We start from the raw sequence: 24,767 nt of genomic DNA, 5'->3' as shown, positions 1-24,767 counted from the left end.
GAAGGAGCGAGGTCTTTTGAAGAAGAAAAATAAAAGCCGGACGGTTAAACAACCGAACAAGAACCTCTATTTCGTGGATAATCCTGAAATTCAGGAGTTGGAACTGATCCGTAAAAGCAAAGTAACGGCGCCAAAGACAAACCAACTTGATTCATATGCGGAAATCCGATCCATTGCCCCTGATGCAGTCCTTGAAAAGGAAGAAGTCCAGCAAACAACGACTTTGGACACAGTTGAACCGATACAAGAGCACCAAATGGAGGACACTGCAGAGAGCAAGCCTGAGGCAATAGAAGAGCCCGAGGAGGAGGCGGTATCCGAGGAAGCGGTACCCGAGGAGCCTGTTATTGAAGAAGCTATACCTGAGGAGACGGTACCGGTTCGGAACCGTGAGGAGCTGGAGGAGATCATTGAAGAAAAAAGGATGCCGAACTCCCCGGAGCCAATCATTTATACGGATGATCTGAGCGACGGTTCGGTCACGACGTCCAAAATTGCGCTCCGGGCCATTGACTCGTCCAGACTTCAGCCCGGCTCGGTAGGCAGCGAGGCCATTGCCGATTATGCTGTTTCTCATATTCACTTAGCCGACGGCTCCGTGGTCTCCTCCAAAATTGCTTCTGAGTCCATTTTGGAGGAGCATCTGACCGACGGCGCGATCAGCGGCAGCAAAATTCGGGATCGCTCCATCAGCGGGGAAAAAATCCGCGACGGAAGCATTACATCCGCCAAGCTGGGCGACCAGGTGATCGATTCCACCAAAATCGCCGACGGTTCCATCACGTCACGCCATTTGAGCAGTCTGGTCGTAAACACAGATCTGCTGCAAGACCAAGCCGTAACGGCAAGCAAAATTGCTGGGGCCAGCATCCAGTCCATGCATTTGACCAATGAAGTGATCGACACGTCGAAACTGGCCGAAGGCGCCGTTACCGGCTCGAAGATCCGGACCGGCGAAATAACTGGCGACAAGCTGAAGGAGCGCTCCATCGAAAGCGTTCATATACGGGAAGGATCACTGACCGGGGAACTTCTTCAGAACGGCTCCGTTGGCGGAAATCAAATCGCGACGGGGAGCGTGTCAAGCGAGCATGTCGCCAAAAAATCTGTCGGCACCCAACATCTGCAGGATGGAGCCGTGACCGGGCCAATATTGGCACCCTTTGCGGTAACGTCCGCGCATTTGGCGGATGCGACCATTCGCGGCAAGCATATCGCCCCCGGCGAGATCACTGCAGCGCACTTGGCCGACCACAGCGTCGGGGCGAACAAATTGGCGGAGCAGTCGGTCGGAACGGTGCATATTGTCGAGCAGACGGTCACCTCATCTAAAATTGCCGATCAAAGCATTCTGCCCCAGAAGATTGCAGACGAAGCCGTGCAGACCCGGCATCTGGCACAAGGTGCCGTCCAGAAAGCACAGATTGCGCCGAATTCCATCCAGACGTCCCACATTCAGCAGGGGGCTGTTAACGGCAGCCATATTGCGGCAAACGTCGTGGAAGGCTCTCATGTCAGACACGGGTCGATCACTACGGGACACATTACCCGCAGCGCCATTGTCGAGCAGCATATCTCGGATGGAGCGGTAGCTTCCCGTCATCTGCAGAACAAATCTGTCATTGGTGAAAAGCTCGCAGGCGGCAGCGTGACAAGCGGCATACTGGCAGACGGCGCGGTCGGCGGCCGCAATATAGCCGAAGGCGGCATCAGCGCGGAGCATATCCGCCCGGCTTCGATTCAGGATCGGCATTTGTCCGACAACAGCGTGCGGGCGTCCGCGATTCAGGATCAGGCCGTCACAACCCAGCATATAGCCAAAGGTTCGGTGAACGCAGATCATCTGACGCCCGGAATCGTACACAACGCAATCATTAGGAATGAAGCGGTAACTGCAGAAAAGCTCTCGGCAGGAAGCGTCCAATCCGGTCATCTCAATCACGGCATTATCTATCCGGCTCACTTAGCGGACCATGCGGTCACCTCCCTGAAGCTTTCGCCCGAAAGCGTGGCGACCGACAAAATTCAGGATCTGGCGGTGACGTCGGCCAAACTGGCTGATGGGAGTGTGAGCAGCCCCAAGCTGGCCTCCGCGTCCGTAAGCAGTGAGCATTTGTCCGACAACGCCGTCACTTCCCGCTCGATCAACGTGGGTGCGGTAACCCAGCGGCATCTCTCGGAAGAATCAGTCGGCGGAGTACAGCTTCAGCCCGGCTCGGTTTCCAGCGTGCATTTGCACAGTGGAGCGGTCGAAGAAAAGCATCTGGCTGAAGGCATCGTCAGCGAGCGCCATCTCACGGCCGGCTCGGTCGGAGGAACCCAGCTTCAGGCCGATTCCGTCACCGGAGCGCACCTGCAAAACCATTCAGTAGAAGAGAAACATCTGGCCGAAGGTATCGTCAGTGAGCGCCACCTCACGGCCGGCTCGGTCGGAGGAACCCAGCTTCAGGCCGACTCTGTCTCCGGAATACACCTGCAAAACCAAGCGGTGGAAGAGAAGCATCTGGCTGACAATATCATCAGTGAGCGCCATCTTACAGCCGGTTCGGTCGGAGGAACCCAGCTTCAGGCCGACTCTGTCTCCGGAACACACCTGCAAAACCAAGCGGTGGAAGAGAAGCATCTGGCTGACAATATCATCAGTGAGCGTCACCTTACGTTCGGTTCGATCGGCGGAAATCAGCTTCAGGACGGTTCCGTCTCCGGGGTGCATCTGCAGAACCAAGCCGTGGAAGAGAAGCATCTGGCTGATAATATCATCAGTGAGCGTCATCTCACGGCAGGCTCAGTCGGAGGGAATCAGCTCCAGGCCGGTTCTGTTTCCGGTGAGCACCTGCAAGACCGTACTGTCGAGGAAAGACATTTGGCTGAAGGCATTGTCGGCGAGCGTCATCTCACACCCGGCTCGGTCAGCGAAGGGCATCTGCAGTCCGCATTGATCCAGGAACGCCATTTGAGTCAGTTATCGGTTAACACAGAAGCCATCAAGGACGGCGCAATAACCGCATCGAAGCTCGGACCGGAATCGGTCGGCAGCGTCAATATCAAGCAGGATGCCGTCCGCTCTATTCATCTCCATGAGAAAAGCGTACAGCAGCGGCATCTTGCCCCAGGGGCAGTCGGCTTCCGGCATCTTGCTCCGGATTCCGTGGGAGAAGAGCAGCTTCAGTCAGGCAGCATCAAGGCCCAGCATTTGGCCGAAGGTGCGGTATATTCGGAGGCACTGCAGGATGGTGCGGTGGGCGCCTCCAAGCTGGCACCGGCATCCGTCGACAGCGCCCATCTGAAACCGGCCTCCATCGGTTTCGAGCATCTTCAGGAGGGGATTATCCGCAACGGCCACCTGGGTGAAGAAGCTGTCGGCTCCAAGCAGTTAGCGCCGGCATCCGTCACAGCGACCCATCTGACGAACGGCAGCATACAATCCGGCCATCTTGCCCCGGATGCGGTATCCGAAGTTGCCCTCCAGGGCGGATCAGTAACCGGTGACAAGATCGCGCCGGATTCGATCGGAACCCGCCATATCCAGGCGAAATCGATCGGCTCGGCTCAGCTTCAGGAAAAGAGCGTGGAGAAGCAGCACATTGCCCCGGGTGCGGTGGACTTCAGGCATTTAGCCCCCGAATCGGTCGGAGAGGAACAGCTTCAGGCAGGCAGTGTCGGTATGCAGCATCTGGCCACGAGTTCGGTGCATAGCGAAGCGCTGCATCCCGGTGCGGTCACAGCCGATAAGCTGGCGGACACGTCGATCGGAAGCCATCACATCCAGACAGGGGCCGTAACGGCGGAGCACCTGGCCTTTGGGTCTGTTCACGAGCATGCGCTGAAGGATGGATCCGTAAGCTCGGCTAAATTGGCCACGGGTGCGATAGGAAGTGTCCACATCCAGCCGGAATCGATCCTCCCGCTTCACCTTCAGGCCGAGAGCATCCAGGATTGGCATCTGCAGCCAGGACTCATTCAGGGCCAGCATCTTACAGAAGGGGCCGTCGGTCCGGATCATCTGGCCCCCGAATCGGTCACCTCGGATCATCTGCAGCGGAGCAGCATCCAGCCGCATCACCTGGATCGGAGTTCCGTTACGACTGATTCTCTGAAGGACGAAGCCGTTACGGGGAATAAAATCGCTCCAGGCTCGGTTAGCAGCAGCCATGTCCAGCCGGAATCGATTCAGCCGTCCCATCTGCAGCCCGGCCTCATTCATGAAGAACATCTTGCAGAGGGAGCGGTCGGCGCGGAACATCTGGCAGCTGAATCCGTCACCTCGGATCACCTGCAGCAGGGCAGCATCCAGCCGTACCACCTGGCACGGAATTCGGTCATGACGGATTCACTCGAAGACGAAGCAGTGACGGGTGATAAAATTGCTTCCAACGCGGTTGGCAGCAGCCATATCCAGCCGGAATCGATTCAGCCGTCCCATCTGCAGTCCGGTCTCATTCATGGAGAACATCTTGCAGAGGGAGCGGTCGGCACGGATCATCTGACATCCGAATCCGTCACATCGGCTCACCTGCAGCGGGGCAGCATTCAGCCGCATCATCTGGACCGGAATGCAGTCACGACAGATGCACTGAAGAATGAAGCCGTCACGGGAGATAAAATCGCTTCTCGCGCCGTAGGCAGCAGCCATATTCAGCCGGAATCGATCCAGCCGCACCATCTGCAGTCCGGCATTGTGCAGGAATGGCATCTGCGGCCGGGTATCGTCCAGGGCCAGCATCTTGCCGAAGGTACTATCGGTCCGGATCATCTGTCAGCCGATTCCGTCACCTCGGATCATCTGCAGTCGGGCAGCATCCAGCAACATCACCTTGCCCCGGATTCGGTTACGACCGATTCGTTGGAAGATGATGCCGTTACTGGGGATAAGATTGCCTCCAATACACTGGACGGCAGCCATATCCAGCCCAAGTCGATCCGGTCATATCATCTGCAACCTGGCCTTATTCGGGGAGAACATCTTGCAGAAGGAGGTGTCGGCCCGGAGCATTTGGCGTCCGAATCCGTCACTTCGGGTCATCTGCAGCCAGGCAGCATCCAACCGCATCACCTTGCGCCGGATACCGTCACGACCGAATCGTTGGAAGATGAGGCCGTTACGGGTGACAAGATTGCTCCTCATGCGGTCGACGGCAGCCATATCCAACCCGAGTCGATCCAGCCGTACCACCTTCACGCTGAGACGATTCAGGAATGGCATCTGCAGCCAGGCCTTATCCAGCCGCATCATCTGGCGGCGGATTCGGTTACGACCGAATCGCTGAAGAAGGAAGCCGTAACAGGGGATAAGATTGCTTCCCAAACGGTTGACGGCAGCCATATCCAGCCGGAATCCATCGAGCCGTACCACCTGCAGCCCGGCCTCATTCAGGGCGAACATCTGGCAGAGGGAGCGGTCGGTCCAGATCATCTGGCCCCTGAATCCGTATCCTCGGACCATCTGCAGCCGGGCAGCATACAACCGCATCACCTGGCGCCGGAGTCCGTCACGGCCGATTCGTTGGAAAAGGATGCTGTAACGGGGGATAAGATCGCTTCCCGTGCGGTCGATGGCGGCCATATCCAGCCGGAATCCATCGGGCCGTACCACCTGCAGCCCGGCCTCATTCAGGGCGAACATCTGGGAGAGGGAGCGGTCGGTCCGGATCATCTGGCCCCTGAATCCGTATCCTCGGACCATCTGCAGCCGGGCAGCGTACAACCGCATCACCTAGCGCCGGAGTCCGTCACCACCGGTCTGCTGGAAGATGAAGCCGTCACGGGGGAAAAAATTGCCCGGAACACAATTGACGGCAGCCATATCCAGCCGGAAACGATTCAGCCGCACCATCTGCAGTCCGGCATTGTGCAGGAATGGCACCTGCAGCCTGGCCTCATTCAGGGCGAACATCTTGCAGAAGGAGCGGTCGGTCCGGATCATCTGGCCCCTGAATCCGTATCCTCGGACCATCTGCAGCCGGGCAGCGTACAACCGCATCACCTAGCGCCGGAGTCCGTCACCACCGGTCTGCTGGAAGATGAAGCCGTCACGGGCGATAAAATTGCCCCGAACACGATCGACGGCAGCCACATCCAGCCGGAAACGATTCAGCCGCACCATCTGCAGTCCGGGATTGTGCAGGAATGGCACCTGCAGCCCGGCCTCATCCAAGGTGAACATCTGGCAGAGGGTGTAGTCGGTCCGGATCATCTGGCCCCTGAATCCGTATCCTCGGACCATCTGCAGCCGGGCAGCGTCCAGGCGCATCACCTGGCACCGGAGTCCGTTACCACCGGTCTGCTGGAAGATGAAGCCGTTACGGGCGATAAAATTGCCCCGAACACGATCGACGGCAGCCACATCCAGCCGGAAACGATTCAGCCACTTCACCTTCAGGCGAGCAGCATCCAGGAATGGCATCTTCAATCCGGGGCGGTCCATTCGGACCATATCCAGAACGGGGCGATCCAGAACAGACACATCGCCGCTAGGTCGGTCACCGGTGAACAGCTTGCTTTTGCACCCGTTCAGAGTGCTTCGGGACAGCCGGCCCTTCAACAGTACGGCATCACTTCTTTCCGGATCGGCGAAGGCCAGCTGCAGGTTGAAGTACCGGTGACGCTGCCAGAACCGTATCCAAACACCCATTATGTGATCGTGGCGATGTGCAATCATCCCGATTTCTATGCTGTATTGAACACGCAGCGGGAAGATATCGCCTTTATCGAAGTGGTGAGAAGACGGGTGGGCCCGGAAACCTTCGGTTTCCTGTCCTGGATCGCGATCGGCTCGGTCTCTCCATCAGGAAAAGGAACCACGGGCTATGCACAGCGCAGCATGAGGCAGCGAAGCGCGTTCAGGACTGAGGCAGAACCAAAAGAGAATAAAGATAAGGAATAAGTAACCAGCGCGGGGCAGAGTCCCCGCGCTTTTTTGTTATGCTCTTGATCATCAGCAAGTATCGTGATGAAATCCGTGAACGATACCTAAATACATTGCACAAACGCCGCTTCCACGGCATTCCCCATGGCATAGGATGTGATGAGTTACGTGCTGATATGACAGGGAGGGATATGTCGAATGATGAGGCGGATAAGATACAGACGAACCTATCGACCAACCCGCCGAAAGTACCGACAAGCATCGAAGACGGGCGTATGGTCAAGAACCAGGCATCGAACCAAGCCGCAGGCAAGGCGAATGCCCCATACCGACCTTCCTCCGGTCTTATCGGTGATCATCCCTGCGATGAATGAACAGAAGACGATCGCTGCCGTGGTCCGGGAAGCGCTGCGGGTACATCCTTCCTGCGAGGTTATCGTCGTAGCCAACGGCTGCCGCGACCGAACGGCAGAGGCGGCCGAGTCTGCGGGAGCTCGTGTGCTGAGGTATGAGCATCCGCTTGGGCATGATGTGGGAAGAAGCGCAGGGACGCAGGCCGCCCGGGGGCAGGTAATGCTGTACCTGGACGGAGACATGCCGATCGGTGCCGGGCAGCTTCGTCCCTTCGTCACGGCGGTTATTGGCGGGGTGGATGTCGCGCTGAACCGGTATAGAGGCCCGGTTCGCCGGCGTCAGGCGCATCCGGTCGTTCAGGCCAAGCATGTTCTAAATACGATGCTGCACCGCGCCGATCTGCTTGGATCCTCTCTGACCGCCGTCCCGCATGCATTAAGCCGCCGCGCCGTCGAAAAGCTTGGAGCCGAATGCCTGTCGGTCCCTCCCCTTGCTTTAGCAAAGGCAGTCAATGCCGGGCTTAGGGTCGAAGCGGTTCATGAAATACCCGTAGGACGGTTAAATAAGCGGAGAGCTAAAGTGGACGGAAAAGATCCACTGCAGGAGGTGGTTCTTGCGGATCATATTCAGGCAGTGAAGTGGTATTTGTCGGTAACGGATCCGAGGGGGCTCCGAAGCGATCTGGGACGGGAACGAAAGCGGGTGAGAAGGTGAGCCTGATGAGAAGAAGAACAAGAAGAAGTGTAACGGCTCGGTCTCGAATAAACTGGGCCGGGAGGAAGCGACGGCAGGAAAGGCGCACCATTCCGAAGCGGAGCCGTGCGGCGCTACCGTCGATCCACCGGGCGGGGGAAAGCAAGCTGGCGGATGCTGCTTATGAGGAAGGACTACTTGAAGGGGCTAAATCCAACGCCGGAGAAGATGAGGTGCTCCTCTATGAATCGCCGCTTCAGCGGGCGTTTACCGATTGGTGTGCGTCACATGTGAAAAAGCGTCCGGATATTCGAACGATGCTCCGGCTGTCAAAGAGCTACATTGGCGGCTATGCCAAAGCCTCCGGGCGAAAGGACGCCCGTATTCCGCTGCCACTGGCAAGGACGGCCGCAGCCGTCGTCTGTGCCAGCAATGAACAGGATACGCTGGGCAAGGTGCTTCAGCAATTGGAACGGCTGCCGTTCCAGGAAGTAATCGTCGTACTGAACGGCTGCCGGGATCAAAGCTACTCGGCTGCACGCAATCACCGGATCGCCAGCATCCTCCATGTTCCGGGCCGGCTCGGACATGACGTGGGTCGGAGCATGGGGGCCGCCATGACCTCGGCGGATATCGTGTTGTTTACGGACGGGGATGTCGTGATCTCCGCCGAGGAACTGGCTCCTTTTATATATAAGGTGGATGAAGGGATAGACGCTGCGCTGAATGACCTGAATCCGTATTTGCCGCCATATATGCATCAGGATGAGGTAACGCGGTGCAAAAGCTTTTTAAATACGGTGCTCGGGCACCCGGAACTGGGGGCAAATTCGCTAACGGCCGTTCCACATGCACTGGCAAGACGTTTGATTGAAAATATCGGCAGCGAGCAGTTGATGGTTCCCCCCAAGGCCCAAGCCTTAGCCCTTGCGAAGGGGCACCGCTTCGCGCTGGTGCAGCCGGTTGACGTGATCAGCGCAAACCGGAAGCGTCCCGGGAATACGGGCACCGGCAATGCGGTGGCAGACCTGATTATCGGTGACCATGCGGAAGCGTTCCATGCGCTGATTGATGCCGGCTGGATGCCCCAATCTTCTACAGTCTCCCGGACGGAAGTCGCCTTGCGGAGGAATGCCTGATGAGTCTGAATCAGCGAATGACGAGCATCATCATCCCCACGCATAACGGCCTGCATCTGCTTGCCCCCTGCATCGAGGCGATCCGCAAATACACCGATACCCCGTACGAAATCATCGTTGTCGACAACGCCTCGACTGACGGTACCGACGGCTACTGCATCAAGGAGGGAATTCCATTTATCTCCCTTCCGGCGAACCGCGGGTTTCCAGTCGCCTGCAACATCGGTCTGGCGGCGGCTGGAGGGGACGATCTGCTCCTGCTCAACAACGATGTGACGGTTACGACGAACTGGTTATCCAATATGCTCGCCGCCCTGCACAGCCGGCCGGATGTCGGCTTGGTCGGGCCTGTTACCAATGCAGCCTCGGGTAGACAAAAGGTGGATGTTTCTTTTAACAATACAGAAGAATTCCAGCTGACAGCTGCCCGAAACAATCAGCCAGATCCGTCCCGCTGGGTGGAAGTGAACCGGGTTATCGGCATGTGTCTGCTTATAAAACGGGAAGTGCTGAGCAGGATCGGATTTCTGGATGAAGCATTCTCACCAGGTCATTATGAGGATGACGATTACTGCTACAGGGCTCGGTTGGCCGGCTTTCATCTGCTGATTTGCGGGGATGCGCTCGTTCACCATCAGGGCAGCGCCAGCTTTAAACAGGCATCCTCCGAACAGATTCAACAGCTGATTGACCGGAATCACCGCTTGTTTATAGAGAAGTGGCAGATTGATCCCCGCCAGTTTATAGAGTAAGCAGGCAGCATATCTGAAGGAGGAGTGGTGCAGTGAGAGGTATTATCTTGGCAGGCGGGACAGGTACCCGATTGTATCCGCTGACCCGGCTGATCAACAAGCATTTGCTACCTGTCGGAAAGTATCCCATGATCGTATACGGCATCGACAGATTGCGCCAGGCAGGAATCAAGGAAATTCTTATTGTCATGGGCAAACAGTCCGCAGGTTTGTATACGGAATTTTTGGGAAGCGGTCAGGATTTTGGTGTGCAGCTAACCTACCGGATTCAGGAGTCTGCGGGAGGAATCGCCGAGGCACTGGATCGAGGAAGAAGCTTTATTATGAAGGACGAAAAATTCGTCGTTCTGCTTGGAGATAATCTGTTTATGGATGATTTAAGCACGTATGTAAATAAATTTGCGCAGCAGCCTGCCGGGACGGCGCGGGTTCTCCTGAAACAGGTTCAGGATGCCAGAAGGTATGGTGTCCCGGTGTTTGACCGGGCGCACCCGGAGCTCATCAGCCGGATTGAAGAAAAGCCAGCGAAGCCTAAATCTTCTTACAGCGTCACCGGTTTTTATATGTATGACACCGCCGTGTTCGATATCATTTCCGGGATCCGTCCATCGGACCGGGGAGAACTCGAAATAACCGACGTCAACAACGTCTATGCGGCAGACGGGCGGCTGGAGTACGATATCCTGCAGCATTGGTGGGGCGACGCGGGAACCTTTGAATCTCTGCAAGAAGCAGGCAAAAAAATGAAGGGAATTCTCCCATGAGCCGCCCTCGGATCCGAAACAGAGCCTTCATTCCTCCATGGAAGAGGGCTCTTCGTGTCAAATTGGCCAAGCGACGTTTAATACTCCGTCGGCGGCATGCTCCCCTGAACCGAAAGGAGAAAAGAAAGCACAAGTACGGCCAGCGGGGAAATGGTATAAAGCATCCGAACCTGCCGGGGCTTACTCCCCTCGCGGTGCATCCTCTTCCCCAAGAGAGGCCCAGTGAACCCAGTACGGAGCCCTCGATCGATATCCAAAAGGTGCAGGACATTGCTTACCAGGCCGGATATGCAGAAGGGGTGGAGGAGACAGTCGCCTCCCAGCTTCCACCGTATACGGTACTGCCGGATATAGGTGCCAATGAGGTAATCGCCGCGGGAATATCGGCATACCGGGAACATTGGCTCCAGCTATTGCGCCCCGAAGAGGTCCATGGCCGCATGGCGCATGCCTTGGCCGTTGGCCAGCCCCTGTCGGTTGTCCGACTGGGAGACGGAGAATTGCTGGCCCTGGCCCATGACACCGTGCTTCCGCTGGAGGAAGTACGACAAAAGGGGCGCTTTCTCTCGACAGCAGGAATGCAGCTGCCTGATCCGCAGGCACGAGATATGCTGGCCGATTCGCTCCGCATGGCCGGGATCATCGGCATTCCGCATTCCCGTCTGCCGACGTTCCAGGGCCTTTTGTTCCCGGTGCTCCGGTATTACGGGCTATCTTACCGCAGCCTGACACTGACGACATCCACGATGAATTATGCGCTGCATGAGCATGGTCTGCTGCAGCAGCTTCTCCCGGGGAAACGGCTGCTTCTGATCGGAAACCGGGCTCCCGAGCTTGCGAATATGCTGCTGGCTTCGGCTTCGCTGACCATAGCCGGTGTAATCAGCCCGGTGCGGGGATTTTCGGACATTCCAAGGGTGATGCAGGAGGCGGCCATATGCGAATTTGACCTGGCTCTCGTGGCCAGCGGCATTCCCGCGGTCGTGATCTGCGAGCGTATCGCGAGCCAGCTGGGCAAAGTTGCGCTGGATTTTGGACATCTGGCGGATAAGCTCGTTTCCGGTGAGATTCCTTATGCCAGATAGTAAGGTGTATAGCGGAGAGAAATATCATGTGTGCAAAACGGGGAGGGATTGAAATGAAAAAGCGGTTCAGGAGTGCAAGGGGCCGCCGGCCAATCCGGCAGTCTCCTCCCTCATCCTCTGGAAGCGACCGATATAACGAGGGTTACGAACGCGGGTACAAGGAAGGGCTGGTAAAGGGAAGGGACACATTCCATATTCCGTTTCAAGGCACCAGCATCATCATTCCGACCTATAACCAGGCCGAATATCTGATCCAGTGTATAGGGAGCATTGAGGCCCATACGCCGGAACCGCATGAGATTATTGTCGTTGACAATGCGTCTACGGACGATATTGCCTCCTGCCTCAAGCCGTTTGGCGGGAAAATCAGGTTTGCAAGGCTGGAGGAGAACCGCGGATTTGCCGGCGGCGTCAATTACGGCATCATGATGGCCAAGGGAGAAACGGTTGTCATCCTGAACAATGATATTCTCGTCACCCCGAATTGGCTGACCCATATGCTCCGCTGCCTGGACAGCGACCCTCAGATCGGCGCCGTGGGGCCTGTGACGAACTATATCAGCGGGGAACAGCAAATTCCGGTTCCTTACGAAGATGTGAAGGAGATGTGGGAATTTGCAGCCGGTCATAATGTGCCGGACGAAGGGAAATGGCGTGAAGCCGACCGATTGGTCGGCTTTTGCCTGCTGCTCCACAGAGATGTTCTGCACCGCATCGGTTATTTGGATGAGGGGTACCGGATCGGCAACTATGAAGACGACGACTGGATCATCCGGCTCCGGCTGACCGGCCGGAAATTGTTTATTGCCGGGGATTCGTTTATCCACCATTTCGGAAGCGTAAGCATGAAACAGTTGGGCCCGCAGTTTGAGTCGGTCCATCATCATAACGAGTCGTATTACACGAATAAGTGGGATAATCCTTACGCTTGGGTGACGAACATGAAGGAAGGCGCGCTGGCTCGGTTTCCCGGATTGCGAAGCGGGCATGATTTTTACCCGTCGCATGTACTGGTACGGGACCAGTCTGGCCTTGTGTATTTTCTGCTGAACGGGCGGAAGTACGCTCTTAGCGGCGGGGCGGGACAAGTGGGTACAGAAGCCGTACTGCTGTCAAGGTTAGATATCCGGCAAATTCCAGACGGTGAGTATTCTCTGACAAGCGAGCAGATCAGGGAAATGCTGGATTCGGCAGCAATGGATGAGTCCTTATCGGCCGGGGAGGCCGGCGCCGGTCAGCTGGTGGAGGGCCCCGGTGGACGGGTATACCAATGGTCCCGCGGAACGCTGAGGCCGTTTGCATCGCTGCATACCCTGGAACGATGGCATATGGCGTTGAGAAAACGATCGGTGTGGCCGCCCGAGCGGTTAAATTCTGTGCCGGAAGGGGATCTGATCATCGCCCCCCCGCACCTGGATAATCCCGTGCTTTGACGGTTTTCTAAAAAAATGATGAGAAAAAAACGGATGCTGCCTCCAATCGCGTAACTGACTTCAGGATGGTGGCATAGGATATAGCAGGCAGATGCGGATCAGGCGGACCGCCTATTCGCAGAAGGCGTGACCTATCACCAGGGAGGGACCGGAATGCAGAGCAAAATTGACGAAATGCTTACCCATATGTCACATTCCAAGCAGCAAATGGCCAGGGTTCTGGATGCCGAGCGCCAAGTGGCGGTCCGGATGGCCCAGATTATTCATGATTTGCCCGATGAACATCCTGAATTTGACGGTGTGAGCGGGTTGATTGAAAATTCCAGCCAGATCAACAAGAGCATTATTTCTTACCTTAGCAGCATTGCTGACCTGCAGGAAGCGCTGGCGGAAACGTTGAATCATGTGGTGAAAGAGATGGGCAGCAATGAAGAGGAATAATTTCGGGAGAAACGTAAGGGAGTGCTGGATATGAGCAGAGAACAGGCCTTTTTGCATATGCTGGACGCCGCCTCCAAAATCCAGTGGAACATCGCCATGATTCTGGAAGCCAAAGCGGTCGAAGCCGAAAAAATGCGGAACTGGACGCTGAATCATTTGAACTCGGATGCGTTTGCAAGCCATGAAAATCAACTGAGCGAGCCTCTGCAGATTCACGGTCAGATCGTGGAGTTGTTGGAGGGACTTACGAAGATGGAGAATGGATTGTGCAGCAACTTGAAAGCATTGCTCGTACAGGAAGAAGAAGAGTACGGCGGCGGCGGCGGTGGTGGTGGAGAAGGCATGTTTGGCGGCGGTGATTACGGCGGCCTCGGAGACATGGGCAAATGAGTTTGCTCCTTCGTGAGCAGGAAACGAAGCTGGAGCTGATTCAATCTATCGCGCTCAGCCAAAAGGCGCTGGCCCGGATTCTCGGGAGCATCGCCGACATTTCTTCCGAGTCGGATCTCTCTGCCCGGGCACTTCTTGAAAATATCCGGCTCCTGACGCAGCATCAGGACGCATTATGCCGGATGCTCACGGGCATCAGCCTGTGCCAGCCCCGAAGCGGGAATTCCGCGCCGCCCTGGTTAAACGCATCTCTATCCGCCCATTTCGCAGTCACCCGAGAATTACAGGAGGATTAACGGATGATAACGAAGAAAAAACGTCATCGGAGGCCAAAATCCGTGAAGCGCCTGCTGCTTAGCCGTAAGGCGCGAGTCATCAAGTTGAAAAAGCGGCGTAAACACCTGCTACCCAAAAAAAGAAAGCATCGGATCAAAAGCATTCGCAGAAAACGGAAACGGGTCGTAAAGCCGGTGCTGCCTGTGCCTGTGGCTCAAGGTGTAGAGCCTCATACCAGTCCGGACTCGGCGTACAGCCAAGGATTTGACGAAGCTTACAATGAAGGGTTCAACGCGGGTTTTGCCAAAGGCTATGAAGATGGTCATTTGCTAGCCTACCAATCAAAGTAATAGCATGAGGGAACGGGACACAGTCAAGCCTTTCGCTCCATGGGATAGCCATGGGGCGAAAGGCTTTTTGCCGTTTTTCGGCAGGGCATCCGCCAATTTATCCGCGCGAAGGCAGTCGTCCATGATGCAATTGCCTCTTCCGCATATATTTATATTGTTCTTTCACAATTCAAGACAGACAGGGTGAAGACTGTGGAAAATGTGGCTGAAACGGCGGCAAGCTCCAGTTACCTGCAGGGCTACGAGGACGGCTTGCGCCTTGGTGTCTGTCAGGCTGTCATGGAACGGATACCCGCTCCGGAGCCTTATTACCGGGACATGAAAGTATTTTATATTCCGCAGGGCTTTCATGCCATTGATCAGGGTATATCCGCCGCGCTTAGCAGCCTGGTCAGAGAATGTATCGTCGTAGAGGCTCCGAAGATGCTGGAGCTTGCTCAAAAGGAGCGTCCGGATCTCATCCTCGTATTGAACGGACTGCATGTATTTCCCGAAAATCATTTGGAGGATATCCGGCGGGTTCGCGCGATGGGGATCAAGACGGCCGTCTGGTTTGTCGATGATCCCTATTTTAGCGAGGATACCGCGGCCGCATGCACCGCGTACGACGTCGTGTTTACCCACGAGCTGGGATGCGTGCCTTTTTACAGTGCTCTTGGGGTCAAAAGAGTCCACTATTTGCCGCTGGCCGTGAACGCTGACATGTTCAAGCCCCTGCGCTGCGGACCGGAGCACCTGTACGACATTTGCTTTATCGGCAATGCCTTTTGGAACCGCGTCGCTATTTTTGACGAAATGGCACCGTTTCTGAAGGATAAGAAAGTGTTGATTGCTGGGGGGTTCTGGGAACGCTTGTCCCGGCAGGATTTGCTGGGCCGCTCGGTACGGCTTGGGTTCATTCCGCCGGAGGAAACAGTCCGCTATTACAATGGGGCGAAAGTGGTCATCAATATCCACCGTCCCGACGAATGGGGGCAGGACAACCGCAACAGTCATCGGATCAGCGGCAAATCGATCAACCCCAGGACCTATGAAATCAGTGCTTGCGGAGCGATGCAGATCACAGATATCCGCGAAGATCTCACCAATTATTACAGACCAGGCTATGACATCGAAACCTATACATCCACTGAGGAACTTAAAAACAAGATCATCTATTACCTGGAGCATGAAGAGGAGCGGAGAATCATGGCTGCCCGCGGGCTGTACACGACTCGGCAGGAGCATACGTTTATTTCCCGGATGAGAACGTTTCTGGAACAGTTCTGACACCGGACAATATCAAACAAGGGAGTGTCGATATGTCGAAGGTTAAATGGCCCTCAAGGGTCCCTGAGATGACCCTGAGTTACGATTCCGCCCAAGCGAGAGCCAGGGGACGACAGGACGGCTATCGCCGCGGATATGACGAAGGTTATTTGCGAGGCCGTGCGGACGTGATCGCCAGCCGGCCGGCTGAATCCGTCCCGTTCCGTCAAATTCGCGTCTTGTATATCGCTTCGGGCAAGGGGTACCCGTATTCGCCGCTGGACGAGGCCATCTCTTCCACGCTCCGGACCATGGTCGCCGAGGTGGTTATTATCGAACCGGGGCAGATCACCGTCGAAGCGGTTTTGCAGGCGGCTCCAGATCTGGTGCTCGCTTTGGACGGCATGTTCGTAAACAACGAAATGATGGATATCATTCGGCAGCTTGGAATCCGCACGGCCGTCTGGCTTACGGACGATCCCTACTATACCGACATGACGACGGAGAACGTCAAACATTATGACTACATCTTCACGTTGGAGTCCAACTGCATTCCTTTTTATCAGCAGTTGGGATGCACGCATGTCTATCATTTGCCTTTTGCCGCACACACCGAATACTACCGGCCATCTAGGAATATATCTCCGCTTCGCCGGGATGTCAGCTTTATCGGCTCGGCGTACTGGAACCGCATCGGCTTTTTTGATCCGATCATCGACCGGCTTATGCAGCATAATACCGTATTCAACGGGATCTGGTGGGACCGTCTGCCTCAATATACAGCCTATCAGGACCGGATCGAGCTCAACAAATGGATGGGCCCGGCCGAGACCGCGGAGGCTTATAACGGCTCAAAGATCGTCATCAATCTGCACCGCTCCCATGAAGACGATACCGTCAACAACAACGCTATTAAAATTCCCGCAGCTTCCCCTAATCCCCGCACCTTTGAAATTTCCGCCTGCGCGACGCTTCAGCTAAGCGACAGCCGGAGCGACCTGGCCAAATTTTATACGCCTGGTGTGGAGATCGAAACTTACAGTTCACCGGAGGAGTTATTGTACAAAATTGAATACTATCTTGCCCACGAGGAAGAACGCAGACAGATCGCCTTGAACGCCTTGGAGAGAACGTTCAGAGACCATACGTACGGCAAACGCCTGAACGAGATGCTCACGATCATTTTCCCGTAGTCTCTATACGTTTGGAGGCTTTTTTGTACGAATGACGGGTAGCATGTGTCAGTGCCGGCAAGTGTCGCCGCTCATATCTTGTATTATCTGGGTGAAAGGAGGTGTGATTCGCACCCCTGTACGATTTTTGCAGGTGGGCCTAAAACATGGATATGACTAAACCCAAATTGATGCTGTTCTCGCATGTCAGCAACACCAAAAGCATTACAGGAGCCGAGAAGCTGCTGCTCCTGTTCTGCCGATGCATGGCGTCTTATTTCAATTGCATCTTGGTGGCTCCAGGTGAAGGTAAGCTGACAGACCATGCCCGAAAGCAGGGAACGGTGGTCATGATTCAGACCTTTCCCTTGCTTTACGGGATGTATACTCCGGATTCCCGGCTGCCGCTGAATGCCGATGAGCTACGCAGCCATCCCGATTATGCTTCTGTCGTCAGGCTCATCGGAGAGACCGCGCCTGATCTGGTGTTGACGAACACGATCGTTAACGCGCTGCCCGCGTTCGCCGCTAAACAGCTGGGAATCCCCGTCATTTGGAAAGTGACGGAGGTGATTCAGGAGAACGAATTCACGTCGGAAGTGCTAAACATTGTAGACAATTACAGCGATTGGATCATTGCGATTTCGGAGTCTGCCGCCCGTGTGTTTTACGGGCGAATTAGCAGTCCGATCAGCCTGCTCCCTCCATCGACGGACAGCGAACGGCTTCACTCCTTTGGTGATCTCGTAAGGCAGAGCGAACGAAAGGGGATCGGGCTAAAAGAGGAACATAAGTGCATCGGCTACATTTCCGCTTTTATTCATCCGGAAAAAGGCCTAAGAGAGTTTATTCGTATGGCGTTGTCACTATGCTCGGGCCATCCCGATTGCCGTTTTGTGATCATCGGGCGGGCTGCGGATCACCGTTATTACGATGCCTGTTTGACGGATGTCAGATTTTCGGGTTATAGATCAAGATTCCAATTTATCCCGTTCGTGGAATCGGTTCAGTCGGTCTACAGCGCGATGGACATTCTGGTTGTACCGAGCATGGTGTCCGAGGGTTTTGGCATGACCGCGCTGGAAGGCATGTTGTGCGGCAAACCGGTTGTGGCCTTTGCATCCGGGGGGCTCGGTGAGCTGATGGAAAGTACAGGCAATGGACATTTGGCGGTACCCGTCGGGGACGCCCAAGGGCTCGCGGATAAGGTTGCCATGCTGCTGAGCGATCCGGCTGCCCTGAAGAATATCGGCATGCACAATGAAGCGGCGGCGAGGGCGTTGTACGGAATTGAAGCCTACCAATGGAGGCTGGATCAAATCGTCAGTCAATGGCGCGAATACCATCCTCATTGGCTGACAGCCGGAAACCGAGCCCCCCTGCTGGTGGAGGGATCGCAGGTACAAGCGGAGCCCCCGGTTGACAAGGCACAGGCCCCCCGCAAAGTGCGGAGGTCCAGTCGAAGAAGATTCTATTATATACGGATTACCCGCAAAAGGAAGTTGAAGAAGCTCGCGAAAAGGCCACGAAGCTCCGCGCGCGGAAAAACCCTCCGAAGATCGAGGAGCAAGAAGCGTAAATCCGTCGGGCGACGGAGGGCAGCGAAACGATTGATTAGGAGACGGAAGTTATGAGAATTATGACCATTTTGGGTACAAGGCCAGAAATCATCCGCCTCAGTCTCGTTCTTCCGAAGCTGGACCGGTATGCGGAGCGCCACGTGCTGGTGCATACCGGACAGAATTTTGCAGAAAGGCTGAGCGGGATCTTTTTTAGCCAGCTGGGATTGCGAAAGCCCGATTACGTGCTGCAGGACTCGGCAGCTTCCCTGGGAATGCAGCTGTCGGCGATGTTCTCCCAAATGGAAGAAATCCTGAAGCGGGAGCAGCCCGATAAAATTTTGCTTCTTGGGGACACCAACAGCGCTCTTTGCGCGATTCTTGCCGAAAGGCTCGGATATCCCGTGGTACACATGGAGGCCGGAAACCGCTGCTTCGACCTGAACGTTCCGGAGGAGAAGAACCGGCGTATCATCGATACGATTTCTTCTATTAATATGCCGTATACAGAACAGAGCAAGAAGCATTTGATTGCCGAGGGTTTTCCGAGCAATCGGATCGTTCTTACCGGAAACCCCATTTATGAAGTAATGAAGCATTACGAACCCCAGACCCGGAGCAGCAGTATTCTGAAAGTCCTGGGTCTTAAGCCGAAGGAGTATTTTCTTGTCACCGCGCACCGTGCCGAGAATGTGGACCGGCCAGAGCATCTGAAGCAGATTATGCATGGGCTCAACCTGATCGCTGAAAATCACGGCCGTCGTATCATCTGCAGCATTCATCCCCGGACCGCTTCACGGATTGCCGAGCACTCCGGATTTTCCATGAACCCTCTGGTGGAATTTCATGAACCCTTTGGATTTTTCGACTTTGTCCAATTGGAGCGATCTGCTTGCTGTGCATTAACGGACAGCGGAACCGTGCAGGAGGAGTGCTGCATTATGCAGGTACCGACTGTCACGATGAGGCGAACGACGGAGCGGCCGGAAACGGTGGATTGCGGAAGCAACATCGTATCAGGCGTCGATGCGAAGCGGATTGCCGATTCAGCTGCCCTGATGCTTGAGTTGAACACGATGTGGCAGTGTCCCCAGGGATACCTGGCCGAAGATGTATCGGATAAGGTTGTCAAATTTCTGCTTGGAGGGAATGTGCATGTTTGAAAATCAGCGTATATTGGTGACCGGTGGCACCGGATCATGGGGCTATGAGTTGGTTGCCCAATTGCTGCCGCTCATTCCAAAGGAAGTGGTGGTTTTCTCGCGGAATGAATCCTCTCAGGTCGCAATGAGCCGGGAATTCGAAAATGACCGGCTGCATTTCCGGATCGGAGACATTCGTGACAAAGAAGCTTTGATGGCGGCATGCAAAAATATCGATTACGTGTTTCATCTGGCGGCCCTTAAGCATGTTCCGGTATGCGAGGATCAGCCTTATGAAGCATTAAAAACGAACGTGATCGGCACGCAGAACGTCATCGAGGCCGCAATTGAAAATAAAGTTAAAAAAGTATTCTATATTTCGACCGACAAGGCTGCAAATCCCTCCAACTTTTATGGGATGACGAAGGCCATCGGGGAGAAATTGATCGTATACGCGAATCTGCTTCACACCGATACCCGATTCGTCACCGTGCGGGGGGGCAATGTGCTTGGAACCAACGGCAGCGTTGTGCATGTGTTCAAAGAACAGATACGTAATAAGGGCTATGTGTCTATCACCGACATGAAAATGACACGTTTCTTCTTAACGCTTCGCGATGCGATCGCCGTGCTGTTCAAAGCGGCGGAAGAAAGCGTCGGCGGCGAAATTTTCGTCATGATGATGCCGGCCTGCCGGATCGTAGATTTGGCGGAGGTATTGATCGAGGCTTCCGGACGGGAGGATGTTCAAATTGTTGAATCCGGCGTTCGTCCGGGTGAAAAAATTCATGAAATTTTGATGAGCGACTATGAGAGTCTTTCGACCGTCGTGTTTGACGAAGAATATCTGGTCATTTTGCCGACACTCAACATACCTGGCCTGAAATATCGGTACAGTCACTGCCGGCCGGTTTCGTTCAGCAGCTTCTCTTCAAACACCCACCTGATGAGCAAAGAGGAAATCCGCAATATCCTGGAGCGCGGGGGTTCTTATAATGAAGCTGTTGATCCTGGGAGCAAGCGGGATGGCAGGCCATATGCTGGTCGATTATTTCAAGCTGCAAAGCAAGCATCAGGTCTTCTACACGACCCGGAATCCCTGCAACAGCGGTGGACTAATCATGGATGCTTCCGATATCGGGACAGTGGATAAATTGGTCGAGATCGTGAGACCCGATTGCATCATCAATGCCATCGGCGTACTCAACCATTTTGCGGAAGAGGACAAAATCAATGCCTACCATATCAACGGCTTTCTGCCGCATCGTCTCCGCCGGGCGGCGGATTCGGTCGGGGCCAGATTGATTCATATCAGCACCGACTGCGTGTTCGAAGGAACGCGCGGAGGTTACCGGGAGAACGACGTACCCGATGGAACGAGCGTCTACGCATTGACCAAAGCGCTGGGGGAAGTTCAAGCCCCGGGACATTTGACGATCCGTACCTCCATCATCGGCCCGGAGATCCGCTCACACGGAATCGGGCTGATGCACTGGTTCATGCACCAGCGGGGAACCGTGACAGGGTACTGCAACGTGTTCTGGAACGGGGTAACCACGCTGGAACTGGCAAAAGCGATCGATACTGCATTATTTATGCCATCATTATCTGGGCTGATTCATCTGGCTCATCCGGAACCGATCAGCAAGCACGATCTTCTTCTCTTGTTCCAAGAGATTTGGAACCTGGAGGATGTGACCGTGGTTGCGGGTCATACCCCCGTTCAGGACCGGACGCTGGTTTCGACTCGAGGCGACTGGACTTACGAGGTTCCGCCTTATCGAGATATGCTGAAGGAGTTGAAGCAATGGATGCAGGAAACGACTCCCTACAGCGCATCATTCTAATCACCGGAGCTTCGGGGTTTACCGGCAGCCATGCCTGCCGGTATTTTGCAGGGCAGGGTATTCAGGTTGCCGCGATGGTTCGCCATATCCGTGAAGACGATAAGGTTGAGGGCGTCCAATATTATACATGCGATCTCCTTGACAAGAAGGGTATTGAAGAACTTGTCGGGGCCATTGCTCCGGATTATGTCCTGCATCTGGCCGGCAAAAACTCGGTGCCCGAGTCTTGGGCGGAACCGGTGCTCTATATGGAAACCAACGTGCTCCCAACGCTCTATCTCCTGAATGCCCTCCGTCCATATCCTTTCTGTCGGATATTGATCACCGGTTCAATGCTGGTATTTCCTCTGTATCCACCGTTTAGGCCGCCTCATCCCTACGGCCTGAGCAAAAGTTTGCAGAAGGCAGCGGCCCTATCATGGAAAGAGCTGTTCGGCCAGGCTATCATGCTGGCAGAGCCATCTAATCTTATAGGCCCGGGTCCGTCGAGAGGCTTTTGCAGTTTGCTGGGGCAGCATATTTCAGCCTGGGAACGGGGGGAAGCGGATGAAGCTTTCCATATTCCCTCACGCATTATACGCAGAGACTTTTTAGACGTCCGTGATGCGGTTATAGCTTATAAGATTTTGCTGGAGCAAGGACTCCCCGGAGAGATCTACTCCGTCCGGTCAGGAAAAGAATATACACTCGGCGAAATTACAGATCTTTATATGGACATTTTTGAGAAGCCATTCCCTATCGAGTGGGGCGAGGGAGAGAACTCCAGCCAGGAAAGTCCAAAGAATACGGCCCCCAGGATGAAGGGACTGGACTGGGAACCTTCCATTCCTCTCCGCACATCCCTTACCGATGTTCTCGAATACTTTCGTACCTGTGGAGGCGATTCCAGATGAAACCTTTGGTCACGATTGTCATTCCTTTTTACAACGATCCATATGTGGAGCAGGCGGTTGAAAGCGCCTTGTCGCAGTCCTACAGCCCTATAGAGATCATTGTGGTCGATGACGGATCGACGCAGCATGCCGAACGATTGGCACCTTACAGGCCCTACATTCATTATCTGGGAAAAGCTAACGGAGGCACTGCCAGCGCACTCAATCACGGAATCCGCCATGCGTCGGGAGAATATATCGCGTGGCTGAGCTCAGACGATTTGTTTTACAGGGACAAAATCAATAACCAGGTGTTATTCATGCTGGAGAGGAATGCGTGGATCTCCCATACCAATTTCAATAATATCGACAAGAACAGTCAAGTTGTGAAGTACCATGCGGGCGTATCATATGAACGGTTGATTGATTTCTACCGGTACTTTCTGAGCCATGCCAACCCAGTTAACGGGTGCACGGTCATGATGAGAAAGGAATTGTTTTGTTACATCGGGCTGTTCGATGAGTCCCTTCCATACACGCATGACCTGGAGATGTGGGGCAGGGCGATTCAAGCCGGCTTTTCGTTTCATTACTTAAACGAAGCGCTGGTCGGCTACCGCTGGCATGAGGCGATGGGAACCCTGCGGCATCAGGAAGTCATTCAACGGGAGAGTGCGGTCACTTGGCAGAAGGTCAGTTACGCGATTGGCCGAATCTCAGCCATGATGGAATAATAGGCAGTCTGCCCGGTGATCTTCGCCAGATTCACTGAAAGCACCGGAACCCTTGGTTTTGGTGCTTTCTTTCATCAATTTGATATAAGCTGACGGCACAGAAGTGAGATCGGTGAATCCAGTATCCCACCGGACTCATGGGAAGGAGAAGAGATGAAGATTTTACTGGCAACCTACTGGCTGATTCCCCATGTTGGCGGAGTATGGAAGTATATGACACAACTCCAACAGAGGCTAGAAGCGATGGGACATCAGGTGGATCTTCTTGGAAACAGCCCGGATTATGCTAAATTCCACATCGTAAACCGCGGCCGGGAGCTCCCCAAGGAACGAATTCGCCCGTTTCTGTCCGCCAAGCTGGCACAGGAATATGCACCTCAGCTGCATGCTGATCGGATCATTTATTTCTACGAAGAGGACCGATATCATTTGGAACTTTCCGCCGCATACTTCGGTCTTGATCAATATGATATTATACACACCCAAGATATTTTTGCGGCTAGAGCGATCAGCCGCGTGAAGCCGGCTCACGTGCCCCTGGTAGCGCAGGTACACGGCTCGGTTTCCGGGGAGCTCCACAATCATTTTCGATTGAATCCTCACCTTGGCATCACAGAGGGATCGCCTGCATGGAAGTATCTTAAGTCTATCGAGTACTATGGGGCTACCTCCGGTGCCGTTACGATTACGTCAACCCATTGGCAGAAAAACGAACTGATACGTGATTTCGGGGTCCCTGAGAACAGAGTTTGCGTATTCCAGTACGGTTTGGATACCCTCGATTTTTGGAGGAAGGCCCAGGCTGGAACCAACATGCAGCGCCCTGTGGATAAAAAGGTGATCATCTTCCCGGCCCGATTGTCTTTTGTCAAAGGAATCGATGTGCTTATATCGGCGCTTGGCATGCTGAAATATATTCGGCAGGATTGGGTATGCTGGATCGTCGGGAACGGGGAGAAGATGGAAGAGCTGCAGCGGCAAGTTGACGGGTTGGCCTTGAGCAACGACGTTTTGTTCCTAGGTGAACGCCATGACATCCCAGCTCTTCTCATGCAGTCGGATATATTCGTGCACTCCTGCATCCAGGACAATCAGCCGTTCTCGGTCATGGAAGCACAGATTGCCGGGCTCCCTGCGTGCGTATCGAATGCCGGTGGCCTGCCGGAGATGGTTGAACATGGCCGGACGGGTCTTGTTTCGCCGATAAAAGATCCGGTATCCTTGACGCAGCATTTGCATCAGCTTCTGGAGGATGAGAGGTTACGCAAACAACTCGGCCGCAATGCTTCCGCCTGGGGAGAGGAGCACTGGTCCTTGGATCGGATGGTTGGGCGGCTGTTGGAACTGTATCGTCAGGTTATTGGCTAGGCTTGAATCAAGAGCCCAGGAAAGGATTGAGAGGCTTATGTCTGAAGAACCTTTTAAGGTCATAGGTGATTTATATAACCGTATTTTCACGGTCCAGTCTTCCCATTTGGAAGTAAAGGTGGATTATTTGGTCTGGAATCAGATTTTTGCGAATCTCCCGAAGGATTACAAGCTGCCGGATATCCCTGTTCTGCAATTAGACCGCCCCTTTGATATAGGAGAGCGATAATCTATCCCACGTACCGTCCCTAGGGTGGTACCTCATATGGCAAAAAAGTCCAAA

20 protein-coding genes and 1 pseudogene are annotated in these 24,767 nt (G+C 54.6%); all 21 read left to right on the top strand.

Annotated elements, in window-relative coordinates; all coding sequences use genetic code 11:
* Positions 1-16 precede the first annotated feature (16 nt).
* The 21 genes and pseudogenes from GCU45_RS08915 (at position 17) to GCU45_RS08820 (ending at position 24,484) form a co-directional block, all read left to right on the top strand.
* Positions 17-6,883, top strand: coding sequence for a WIAG-tail domain (locus GCU45_RS08915; RefSeq protein WP_167527102.1), 6,867 nt, complete (start codon positions 17-19; stop codon positions 6,881-6,883).
* A gap of 173 nt (positions 6,884-7,056) precedes the next feature.
* Positions 7,057-7,239: a hypothetical protein gene (locus tag GCU45_RS33745; RefSeq protein ID WP_163881379.1), complete on the top strand. Its 183-nt coding sequence runs from the start codon at positions 7,057-7,059 to the stop codon at positions 7,237-7,239.
* Positions 7,232-7,933: a glycosyltransferase family 2 protein gene (locus GCU45_RS08910; RefSeq protein ID WP_244364485.1), complete on the top strand. Its 702-nt coding sequence runs from the start codon at positions 7,232-7,234 to the stop codon at positions 7,931-7,933. The genes GCU45_RS33745 and GCU45_RS08910 overlap by 8 nt, the downstream gene beginning before the upstream one ends.
* Before the next feature lie 5 nt (positions 7,934-7,938).
* The gene (locus tag GCU45_RS08905; protein ID WP_152398677.1) at positions 7,939-9,051 is read left to right on the top strand and encodes a glycosyltransferase; all 1,113 of its coding nucleotides are present in this window, start codon (positions 7,939-7,941) and stop codon (positions 9,049-9,051) included.
* Entirely contained in the window at positions 9,051-9,803 is a 753-nt protein-coding gene (locus tag GCU45_RS08900) for a glycosyltransferase family 2 protein (RefSeq protein WP_186320360.1), read from the top strand. The genes GCU45_RS08905 and GCU45_RS08900 overlap by 1 nt, the downstream gene beginning before the upstream one ends.
* A gap of 32 nt (positions 9,804-9,835) precedes the next feature.
* On the top strand, positions 9,836-10,567 hold the full coding sequence (locus GCU45_RS08895) for a sugar phosphate nucleotidyltransferase (RefSeq protein WP_152398676.1): 732 nt from the start codon (positions 9,836-9,838) through the stop codon (positions 10,565-10,567).
* Between the two features lie 260 nt (positions 10,568-10,827).
* Complete coding sequence (locus tag GCU45_RS08890) at positions 10,828-11,652, top strand: GT-D fold domain-containing protein (RefSeq protein WP_244364483.1); 825 nt, start codon at positions 10,828-10,830, stop codon at positions 11,650-11,652.
* Positions 11,653-11,705: 53 nt separating this feature from the next.
* Positions 11,706-13,085 (top strand): glycosyltransferase family 2 protein, encoded by a 1,380-nt coding sequence (locus tag GCU45_RS08885; protein WP_167527101.1) that lies wholly within the window; start codon positions 11,706-11,708, stop codon positions 13,083-13,085.
* A 153-nt stretch (positions 13,086-13,238) separates the two neighbouring features.
* Positions 13,239-13,526 carry a nucleoside-diphosphate sugar epimerase gene (locus GCU45_RS08880; protein ID WP_076174121.1) on the top strand — a complete coding sequence of 96 codons (288 nt, stop codon included), beginning with the start codon at positions 13,239-13,241 and terminating at the stop codon, positions 13,524-13,526.
* Positions 13,527-13,556: 30 nt separating this feature from the next.
* Positions 13,557-13,916: an alpha-helical endospore appendage domain-containing protein gene (locus GCU45_RS08875; protein ID WP_105446188.1), complete on the top strand. Its 360-nt coding sequence runs from the start codon at positions 13,557-13,559 to the stop codon at positions 13,914-13,916.
* Positions 13,913-14,212, top strand: coding sequence for a hypothetical protein (locus GCU45_RS08870; RefSeq protein WP_076174124.1), 300 nt, complete (start codon positions 13,913-13,915; stop codon positions 14,210-14,212). Before GCU45_RS08875 ends, GCU45_RS08870 begins: the two co-directional genes overlap by 4 nt.
* 3 nt (positions 14,213-14,215) lie before the next feature.
* A complete protein-coding gene (locus GCU45_RS08865; protein ID WP_076174127.1) occupies positions 14,216-14,542 on the top strand; it encodes a hypothetical protein in 327 nt (108 codons plus the stop codon).
* A 183-nt stretch (positions 14,543-14,725) separates the two neighbouring features.
* Positions 14,726-15,811 (top strand): CgeB family protein, encoded by a 1,086-nt coding sequence (locus tag GCU45_RS08860; RefSeq protein WP_397351543.1) that lies wholly within the window; start codon positions 14,726-14,728, stop codon positions 15,809-15,811.
* 32 nt (positions 15,812-15,843) lie between these two features.
* Complete coding sequence (locus GCU45_RS08855) at positions 15,844-16,983, top strand: glycosyltransferase family protein (RefSeq protein ID WP_152398674.1); 1,140 nt, start codon at positions 15,844-15,846, stop codon at positions 16,981-16,983.
* 146 nt (positions 16,984-17,129) lie between these two features.
* On the top strand, positions 17,130-18,596 hold the full coding sequence (locus GCU45_RS08850) for a glycosyltransferase family 4 protein (protein ID WP_152398673.1): 1,467 nt from the start codon (positions 17,130-17,132) through the stop codon (positions 18,594-18,596).
* Complete coding sequence (gene wecB / locus GCU45_RS08845) at positions 18,593-19,684, top strand: non-hydrolyzing UDP-N-acetylglucosamine 2-epimerase (RefSeq protein WP_152398672.1); 1,092 nt, start codon at positions 18,593-18,595, stop codon at positions 19,682-19,684. Before GCU45_RS08850 ends, wecB begins: the two co-directional genes overlap by 4 nt.
* A pseudogene (locus GCU45_RS08840) lies at positions 19,677-20,651 on the top strand (polysaccharide biosynthesis protein); the annotation flags it as partial. The gene wecB and the pseudogene GCU45_RS08840, both read left to right, overlap by 8 nt.
* A 7-nt stretch (positions 20,652-20,658) precedes the next feature.
* Complete coding sequence (locus GCU45_RS08835; protein ID WP_152398671.1) at positions 20,659-21,510, top strand: dTDP-4-dehydrorhamnose reductase family protein; 852 nt, start codon at positions 20,659-20,661, stop codon at positions 21,508-21,510.
* Entirely contained in the window at positions 21,471-22,403 is a 933-nt protein-coding gene (locus tag GCU45_RS08830) for an NAD-dependent epimerase/dehydratase family protein (protein WP_152398670.1), read from the top strand. Before GCU45_RS08835 ends, GCU45_RS08830 begins: the two co-directional genes overlap by 40 nt.
* Positions 22,400-23,116, top strand: coding sequence for a glycosyltransferase (locus tag GCU45_RS08825; RefSeq protein WP_152398669.1), 717 nt, complete (start codon positions 22,400-22,402; stop codon positions 23,114-23,116). Before GCU45_RS08830 ends, GCU45_RS08825 begins: the two co-directional genes overlap by 4 nt.
* 153 nt (positions 23,117-23,269) lie before the next feature.
* Entirely contained in the window at positions 23,270-24,484 is a 1,215-nt protein-coding gene (locus tag GCU45_RS08820; protein WP_152398668.1) for a glycosyltransferase family 4 protein, read from the top strand.
* Positions 24,485-24,767: the final 283 nt, after the last annotated feature.

The organism is Paenibacillus cellulositrophicus (assembly GCF_009363095.1).
Taxonomy (GTDB): Bacteria; Bacillota; Bacilli; order Paenibacillales; family Paenibacillaceae; genus Paenibacillus_AQ; species Paenibacillus_AQ favisporus.
Note: the sequence above shows the minus strand (reverse complement) of the source record. Positions and strands in the feature narration are given on the sequence as shown.